Origin of the sequence: Mesorhizobium sp. M7A.F.Ca.CA.004.12.1.1, from assembly GCF_003997835.1 — a bacterium.
GTDB lineage: Bacteria > Pseudomonadota > Alphaproteobacteria > Rhizobiales > Rhizobiaceae > Mesorhizobium.
The window spans coordinates 1-8,122 of sequence record NZ_RZRK01000227.1 but is presented as its reverse complement, the minus strand read 5'-3'; the positions used below and the strand labels follow the sequence as shown (position 1 = coordinate 8,122).

Annotated in this window: 8 protein-coding genes; 7 read left to right on the top strand and 1 reads right to left on the bottom strand. The window is 64.0% G+C overall.

Features of this window, described 5'->3' with window-relative positions; genetic code table 11:
• From EN984_RS14245 to EN984_RS14235, 3 genes are all read left to right on the top strand, one after another.
• The coding region (locus EN984_RS14245; RefSeq protein ID WP_281057289.1) for a nucleotide disphospho-sugar-binding domain-containing protein at nt 1-351 on the top strand (351 nt) is incomplete at its 5' end.
• A gap of 5 nt (nt 352-356) precedes the next feature.
• Nucleotides 357-1,736 (top strand): glutamine synthetase family protein, encoded by a 1,380-nt coding sequence (locus EN984_RS14240; protein ID WP_127271820.1) that lies wholly within the window; start codon nt 357-359, stop codon nt 1,734-1,736.
• A 2-nt stretch (nt 1,737-1,738) separates the two neighbouring features.
• Nucleotides 1,739-3,040 (top strand): FAD-binding oxidoreductase, encoded by a 1,302-nt coding sequence (locus EN984_RS14235; protein ID WP_127271818.1) that lies wholly within the window; start codon nt 1,739-1,741, stop codon nt 3,038-3,040.
• 220 nt (nt 3,041-3,260) lie between these two features.
• On the opposite strand, the gene EN984_RS14230 is transcribed toward EN984_RS14235, so the two are convergent.
• A complete protein-coding gene (locus tag EN984_RS14230) occupies nt 3,261-4,031 on the bottom strand; it encodes an IclR family transcriptional regulator C-terminal domain-containing protein (protein ID WP_127268265.1) in 771 nt (256 codons plus the stop codon).
• A gap of 121 nt (nt 4,032-4,152) precedes the next feature.
• Here EN984_RS14230 and EN984_RS14225 point away from each other — a divergent pair, with 121 nt between their 5' ends.
• The 4 genes from EN984_RS14225 to EN984_RS14210 all read left to right on the top strand — a co-directional run.
• Entirely contained in the window at nt 4,153-5,010 is an 858-nt protein-coding gene (locus EN984_RS14225) for a CoA transferase subunit A (RefSeq protein ID WP_127268264.1), read from the top strand.
• Complete coding sequence (locus EN984_RS14220) at nt 5,007-5,804, top strand: CoA-transferase subunit beta (RefSeq protein ID WP_127268263.1); 798 nt, start codon at nt 5,007-5,009, stop codon at nt 5,802-5,804. Before EN984_RS14225 ends, EN984_RS14220 begins: the two co-directional genes overlap by 4 nt.
• 1 nt (nt 5,805) lies before the next feature.
• Nucleotides 5,806-7,011 carry a 3-oxoadipyl-CoA thiolase gene (gene pcaF / locus EN984_RS14215; RefSeq protein ID WP_127268262.1) on the top strand — a complete coding sequence of 402 codons (1,206 nt, stop codon included), beginning with the start codon at nt 5,806-5,808 and terminating at the stop codon, nt 7,009-7,011.
• A gap of 154 nt (nt 7,012-7,165) precedes the next feature.
• A partial coding sequence (locus tag EN984_RS14210; protein WP_164765470.1) for a BMP family protein occupies nt 7,166-8,122 on the top strand: 957 nt, incomplete at its 3' end.

The window sequence follows — 8,122 nt, the reverse complement described above, 5'->3', positions numbered from 1 at the left end:
GTCTATCTCGACGCCTGGTTTCCGCAGCCCTCGGTGGTGGCGAAGTCAGACCTGTTCATCCATCACGGCGGCAACAACAGCTTTTGCGAAGCGCTGCGCTTCGGCGTGCCGTCACTGATCATGCCCTATTGCTGGGACGGACACGACAATGCGCGCCGCGCCGGAGAAACCGGCGTCGGTGACCATATCGGCCGCGACGCCTGGACCGAAGGAGTGTTGGAGAAAGCGATTCTCGGCCTGCTGGCCGACGATGCCATGCGCGCCCGCCTCAAGGACAATGCAGCCCAAATGGCGCTGAAACCTGGAACGGATGTGGCCGCCCAAGCCATACTCTCTTTGATACGGACATGAACGAAATGCCTGACAACAACACGAATATCTCGCTCTCCAGCGGCAACGACGCCAAGGCCTGGCTGGCCCGGCACGGGATCAACGAAGTCGAGTGCCTGGTGCCCGACACGAACGGCGTCCTGCGCGGCAAGGCCTTGCCGACGGCCAAATTCCTCCAGGCGCTGGAAGATCGCGCGCTCTATCTGCCGAGCAGCGCTTTCCTGGTCAGCATCGACGGCCGCTACTCCGGCTCGATCGACGAGGGTTTTGCCTATTCGGACCCGGACATGCGCATGGTGCCCGATGTCTCGACGCTGTGCCTGGCGCCGGGTGCCGCTCCCGGCAAGGCCTATGTCTTCGCCGATGCCTTCCATATGGACGACCGGCCCTGGATGGCCTCGCCGCGCCATGTGCTGCGCGCCGTGCTCGACCTCTACGCCAGGCGCGGCTGGCGGGCGGTGGTGGCGCCGGAGCTCGAATTTTATCTGACCGCGCCCAATCCCGATCCGGACCAGCCGCTGACCGCTCCGATCGGCGCCAATGGCCGTGCCGAGGGTGTGCAGCATCCCTATGACATGGCCGCGCTCGAGGAGTTCGAGCCGGTGATCCGCCGAGTCTATGACTATGCGGCGGCGGCCGGCCTGCCGCTCGACACGCTGATCCATGAATCGGGTACGGCGCAGCTTGAGATCAACTTCCTGCATGGCGATGCGCTGCCGCTGGCCGACAAGGTGCTGCTGTTCAAGCGGCTGACGCGCCAGGCCGCGCAGCAGAGCGGAATGCACGCCACCTTCATGGCCAAGCCGATCGCCGCACAGGCGGGAAGCTCGATGCATCTGCACATGTCGGTCATCGACGAGGCCGGCAGGACTTTGTTTGCCGGCAGCGACGATGCCGACAGCGCAATGTTCGGCCATTTCATCGGCGGCCTGCAGAAATATGTCCCGGAAATCATGCCGCTGTTTGCGCCCAACGTGAACTCGTTCCGCCGCATAAGGCCGAACCACAGCGCGCCGGCCAACATCGAATGGTCGCATGACAACCGCTCCTGCGGCCTGCGCGTGCCGGCCGGGGGCCGCGCGGCGCGGCGGGTGGAGAACCGGCTTCCGGGTGCGGATTCCAATCCTTACCTGGCGATCGCCGGCTCGCTGCTTGCCGGCTATCTTGGCGTCGAACAGAAACTGGCGCGCTCGGCCGAAGCGTCGGGCAATGCCTACAAGATCAAGAGCACGCTGCCGAAAACGATGGAGGAGGCGCTCGATCGTTTCGAGGCATGTGAGCCGGTGCGGGAACTGCTCGGCGAGGATTTCTTCCAGACCTATCTGCGCGTCAAGAGCGTCGAGCTCGACCTGTTCCAGGGCGTGGTGACGAGTTGGGAACGCGACCACCTTCTGCTGAAGGTGTGAACATGGCTTCCAGTTCAACGGGTTTCAATTCGGGCCTCGATATCGCCAAATCCTATTATGTCGCCACCGCCAATCCGGCGCCGGACCATCCGGCGCTGGTCGGCGACGTCGACACCGACCTGGTTGTCGTCGGTGGCGGCTGCACCGGCCTGTCAGCCGCCCTTCACGCCGCCGAGCGCGGCGTGAAAGTGGTGCTGCTCGAAGGCGGCAAGATCGGCTGGGGCGCGTCGGGCCGCAATGGCGGCCAGATGATCCCCGGCCTGCGCAAGGGCGCCAAGGGCCTGGTCAAACTCTACGGGCCGGAGCGGGCAAAGGTGCTGTTCGATCTTGCCTTCGAGGCACGCGGGCTGGTGCTCGATATCATTGAGCGCCACGCCATCGATTGCGATCTCAGGCTGACCGGCCATCTGGTCGGCGCGGTCAATGGCTCCGACCTCAGGGATCTCGAGGAAGAGGCCGAGTGTCTGGCCACGGTGATGAAATTTCCGCATGCCGAGATCCTGTCGGCGGCGGAAGCCCGAGCCAAGGTCGACACATCCTACCATGGCGCGATGTACGAGCCGCTCGGCGGCCACATGCATCCGCTGAACTACACGCTGGGCCTTGCCCGTGCGGCAGTTGCGGTCGGCGTCATCATCCACGAGAATTCGGTGGTGGTGAAACTGGAGCGCGAGCCTTCGATCCGGGTCTCGACTGCAAAGGGATCGGTCCGGGCCAGACATGTCGTGCTGGCGGGTGACGCTCTGCTCAACGGGCTGGAGCCGCGCGTCAACAGCCGCATCATGCCGGTCGGCAACTACATCGTCGCCACCGAGCCGCTGGAGGGCACACGCAATGTCATCCCGGCCAATGTCGCGGTGTCCGACACCCGCTTCGTCGTCAATTACTACCGCATGTCGGCGGATGGACGCCTGCTGTTCGGCGGCGGCGAACGCTACACGCCGTCACCGCCGGCCGATATTGCCGGCTTCGTGCGGCCGCATATGGAAAAGACCTTTCCGCAGCTCAAGGGCTGCCGCATCGATCAGGCCTGGGGCGGCTTGGTGTCGGTGACGACATCCAGGCTGCCGCACATCGGGCACTATGGCGAGGTCTATTTTGCGCATGGCTATTCCGGCAAGGGCGTCATCCTGTCGACGCTGTCGGGCAAGCTGCTGGCCGAAGCGATCACTGGCGATGCCTCGCGGCTTGACTTGTTCTCGACGCTGACGCCGATGCCGTTCCCGGGCGGCACGGCGCTGCGTGGGCCGCTCTATGTGCTGGGGATGCTATGGTACGCGATGCGGGATCGTATCAAGCATTGATCAGAGGCAATTGTCGACGTTAGCACTGCCCCTCACCTGCCTGCCGGCATCCTCTCCCCGTCAACGGGGCGAGGGACGCTGTTGTCGCCGGTATCGCCAATGTTGCAGGAAAGGCGATGGCGTTGCGCCAGCTACTTTCTCCCCGTCACTATACGGGGAGAAATGCCCGGCAGGGCAATGAGGGGCGGCGCTGGCGTTTGAAGAGTTTTCGGGCGATTGATTAGACGACAAAAAAATCCTCGATGCGCTGCCTGGCCTCAACCAGCACCGGCAGTATCTCCCGCTCCATCTCCGTCACCGAAAACCGCGCCGATTGCGTCGAGACGTTGATGGCCGCCACTGTGCGCTCCGCCCGGTCGCGGATCGGCACGGCGATCGAGCGCAGGCCGAGCTCCAGTTCCTCATCGACGATGGCAAAGCCGTCGGCCTTCGCCTTGCCGATGGCGCCGGCCAGCAGCCTGATATCGGTGATCGTCTTCGGTGTCCGTCTCTCGATGGTCGCCTGACCGAGGAATGCGTCCAATTCCCCTGATGTCAGGCCGGCAAGCAGGATGCGTCCCATCGAGGTGCAGTAGGCCGGCAGCCTGGTGCCGACGTCGAGCGACACGCTGAGGATGCGGCGGCCGGGAATGCGGGCGACATAGACGACATCCTCACCCGACAGGATGGCCGCCGAGCAGGCCTCGTTCAGTTGTGCTGCCACAGAGCGCATGATGGGCGCGGCGAAGGCCCATAGCGAGGCGCCGCCGAGCCAGGTGCGGGCAACCGTCAGCAGGCGCGGCGACAGCGAGAACACGCGGCCGGCCTGTGTTGCATAGCCGGTGGCGGTGAGTGTCAGCAGGAAGCGGCGGGCGCCGGCGCGGGTGAGGCCCGCTTCCTCCGCCATTTCTGTCAGCGTCATGCCCGAGGGATGGCGGGCCAGGATCTCCATGACGGCGAGGCCGCGATCGAGCGAGCCGACATGATCACGGGAAACAGCCGCTTCGTCCATCTTGTCTCCGCGGAACGGCATCGGCGTCAGGATTGACTCCTCGCCCTCGCTCAGCGTAGAAAGTATCGCATACAAAACATATGTTCGCAATACGAACTTTCTGAAACCCGGAGCCGATGCGATGGTCAAGTTCCTGCCGCTCAAACAGGCCGTGGCCGAGAATTTGAAAGATGGCGACTCCGTCGCCTTCGAGGGCTTCACCCATCTGATCCCGACGGCGGCGGCGCATGAGGCGATCCGCCAGGGTTTTCGCGACCTGACCCTGATCCGCATGACGCCGGACCTGATCTACGACCAGATGATCGGCATGGGCATGGCAAAGAAAATCGTCTTCTCCTATGTCGGCAATCCCGGCGTCGGCCTGCTGCGGCGCGCCCGCGATGCCATCGAGAACGGCTTTCCGCGCTCACTCGAAATTGAGGAGCACAGCCATGCCGGCATGGCCAATGCCTATGAAGCGGGTGCTGCCGGCCTGCCCTGCGCGGTGTTTCGCGGCTATCGCGGTGCTGGCCTCGCGGCGGTCAACCCGAATATCAAGTCGGTGACCTGTCCGTTCACCGGCGAGGTGCTGGCCGCTGTCCCTTCGATCCGGCCTGACGTCACCTTCATCCATGCCCAGAAGGCCGACAGGAAAGGTAATGTGCTGGTCGAGGGCATCATCGGCATTCAGAAGGAAGCGGTTCTGGCGGCCAAACGCGCTGTGGTGACCGTCGAGGAAGTCGTCGACAATTTCGACGATCCGCACCCCAATCTGACCGTGCTGCCGCGCTGGACGATCGCGGCGATATCGGTCGTGCCCGGCGGCTCGCATCCGTCCTACGCGCACGGCTACTATGCGCGCGACAATGCGGCCTATCTCGAATGGGACGAGATCGCCGCCGACCGCGAGAAATTCCAGGCGTGGATGCAGGCCTACGTGATCGAGAAGAGCGCCGACGATTTCGCGGCCCGGGTCGAGCATTTGAGGAAAGCGGCATGAGCGACAATCCGGGATTCACCCCCAACGAGATGATGACCATCGCCGCCAGCCGCGCGCTGCGCAACGACGATGTCTGCTTCGTCGGCATCGGCGCGCCATCGGCCGCCTGCAATGTGGCGCGGCTGACGCATGCGCCTGACATCACCCTGATTTACGAGAGCGGCACGATCGGCACCGCGCCTGACGTGCTGCCGCTGTCGATCGGCGACGGCGAATTGTGCGAGACCGCTATCACCACCGTCGCGGTGCCTGAGATGTTCCGCTACTGGCTGCAGGGCGGCCGCATCTCGATCGGCTTCCTCGGTGCGGCGCAGCTCGACAAATTCGGCAACATCAACACCACCATCATCGGCGACTATTTCCATCCCAAGACCCGGCTGCCCGGCGGCGGCGGCGCGCCGGAGATCGCGACGTCGTCGAAGGAGATCTACATCACCATGGCGCAGACCAAGCGCGGCATGGTCGAGAAGATCGACTTCTTCACCTCCTTCGGCCATGGCGAGGGTGGTGACCATCGAAAACGGCTTGGCATAGACACCGCCGGCCCGACGCTGCTGATCACCGATCTCGCCATCTGGAAGCCGGACCCGGTGAGCAAGGAATTCACTGTCGTGTCGCTGCATCCCGGCGTCACGCGCCAGCAGGTGCAGGAGAGCTGTGGCTGGGTGGTAAAGTTCGCGGAGGCGCTTGACGAAACACCGGCGCCAAGCGAACTCGAACTCAAGACATTGCGCGACCTGCAGGCCCGCACCAAGGCGGCGCATGAGGGAACCGGAAAAGCAAAGGCTGCATGACATGGCCGAGGCCTATATCTGCGACTACATCCGCACTCCGATCGGCCGCTTCGGCGGTTCGCTGTCTTCGGTACGATCAGACGATCTTGGCGCGATACCGCTGAGGGCGCTGGCCGAGCGTAATCCCGGCATCGACTGGCAGGCTGTCGACGACGTCGTCTATGGCTGTGCCAACCAGGCCGGCGAGGACAACCGCAACGTGGCGCGCATGGCGCTGCTGCTGGCAGGTCTGCCGAAGGAGATTCCAGGTTCGACCGTCAACCGCCTGTGCGGCTCCGGCATGGATGCGCTGACCATAGCCGCTCGCGCCATCAAGGCGGGCGAAGCGGAATTGATGATCGCGGGCGGCGTCGAATCGATGAGCCGCGCGCCCTTCGTCATGCCCAAGGCCGACACGGCGTTCTCGCGCAATGCCGAGATCTACGACACCACCATCGGCTGGCGCTTCGTCAATCCGCTGATGAAGAAGCAGTATGGCGTCGATTCGATGCCGGAAACCGGCGAGAACGTCGCCGAGGATTTTTCGGTGTCACGCGCCGACCAGGACGCCTTTGCCGTACGCAGCCAGGACAAGGCGGTCGCCGCGCAAGCCAATGGAAGGCTGGCAAAGGAAATCACAGAGGTGACGATCCCGCAGCGCAAGGGCGATCCGGTGGTCATCTCGAAGGACGAGCATCCCCGCGCTGGCTCAACGGTCGAGACGCTGGCCAAGCTGCCGACGCCGTTCCGGCAAGGCGGTACGGTAACGGCCGGCAATGCCTCCGGCGTCAATGACGGGGCGGCGGCGCTGATCGTCGCTTCCGAGGCGGCGGTGAAGACATATGGCCTAACGCCGATCGCCCGCATTCTCGGCGGCGCTGCCGCCGGTGTGGCGCCGCGCATCATGGGCATCGGCCCGGCGCCGGCGACGCAAAAACTCTGCGCGCGGCTTGGCCTGACGCCAAAACAGTTCGATGTCATCGAGCTCAACGAAGCCTTTGCCTCGCAAGGCATAGCCGTGCTGCGCCAGCTTGGCATTGCCGAGGATGCGGAACACGTCAACCCGAATGGCGGCGCCATCGCGCTTGGCCATCCCCTGGGCATGTCGGGTGCCCGCATCTCCGGCACGGCGGCGCTGGAGCTGCGCGAACGTGGCGGCCGTTATGGGCTTGCCACGATGTGCATCGGTGTCGGCCAGGGCATCGCGATCGCGCTGGAACGGGTTTGATCGGCGGCCCTTGCTTGGCCGGCTAAGATCAAGAATCCGGTGCGCGGTTCAAATTTGACCACGTGGACAAAAGTCTGGCGTCGTTCCATACTTCCCCGTCTGACATTTTCACGAACAGCCGGCTCGACACGGCTGTCGAACAGAGGGGAATGCAATGGAAAACCGGAACAATAAATCGCAGATAAAACGCGAAGGGCTTTCGCGACGCAATGTGCTGGAGCTGGGCGCGCTTGGTTTGGCAGCTGCGATGCTGCCGGGCGCCGCTTTCGCGGCGGACAAGAAGCTGAAGGTGGCGGCGATCTTCGCCACGCCGATCGAGGAGCCGTGGGACAACCAGATCCATGTCGCCTTGCAGAGGGCCGAGAAGGAACTCGGCATCGAATACAAATGGTCCGAGAAGGTGCAGACCGCCGATTTCAGCCGCGTCATGCGCGAATATGCGCAAGGCGGCTATGAGCTGGTGCTGGGCGATGCCTTCGCCGCCGAGCGTGAATCGCGCCGCACAGCCAAGCAATTCCCGAAGACCGCCTGGCTGTTCGGCTCCGGCGCCGGCCCGGCGGAACCCAATTTCGGCGTCTTCGACAACTGGATCCACGAGCCGGCCTATCTCTCCGGATTGATCGCCGGCAAGATGTCGAAGTCGGGCACGATCGGCGCCGTCGCGGCGATGGGCATTCCGGAAGTCAACCGGCTGGTCAACGCCTTCTTCGCCGGCGCCAGGGAGGTCAATCCCAACATCAAGAAGAAGGTCGCCTTCATCGGTTCCTTCTTCGATCCGCCCAAGGCCAAGGAAGCGGCGCTCGCGCAGATCGACGCCGGTGTCGACGTCATCTATGCCGAGCGCTTCGGCGTCATCGAAGCGGCGGTGGACAAGAAGATCCTTGCCATCTCCAACATGTCCGACCAGTCGAGCCTCGGCCCCGACACGGTCATCACCGGCCCGGTCTGGGACATGTATCCGACGGTCGAGCAGGCGATCAAACTGGTCAGGGCCGGCGTCTTCACCGCGCAGGACTATGGCGACTTCTCGCGCATGGCCAAGGGCGGCTCGCATCTGGCGCCCTACCACAAGTTCGACAAGACGCTGCCGGCGGACGTCAAGGAGCTGGTC

Excerpts from the sequence above, each read along its gene's own strand:
- EN984_RS14240 (WP_127271820.1), top strand. The coding sequence starts at position 357 with ATGCCTGACAACAACACGAATATCTCGCTCTCCAGCGGCAACGACGCC.
- EN984_RS14235 (WP_127271818.1), top strand. The coding sequence starts at position 1,739 with ATGGCTTCCAGTTCAACGGGTTTCAATTCGGGCCTCGATATCGCCAAA.
- EN984_RS14230 (WP_127268265.1), bottom strand. The coding sequence starts at position 4,031 with ATGGACGAAGCGGCTGTTTCCCGTGATCATGTCGGCTCGCTCGATCGC.
- EN984_RS14225 (WP_127268264.1), top strand. The coding sequence starts at position 4,153 with ATGGTCAAGTTCCTGCCGCTCAAACAGGCCGTGGCCGAGAATTTGAAA.
- EN984_RS14220 (WP_127268263.1), top strand. The coding sequence starts at position 5,007 with ATGAGCGACAATCCGGGATTCACCCCCAACGAGATGATGACCATCGCC.
- pcaF (WP_127268262.1), top strand. The coding sequence starts at position 5,806 with ATGGCCGAGGCCTATATCTGCGACTACATCCGCACTCCGATCGGCCGC.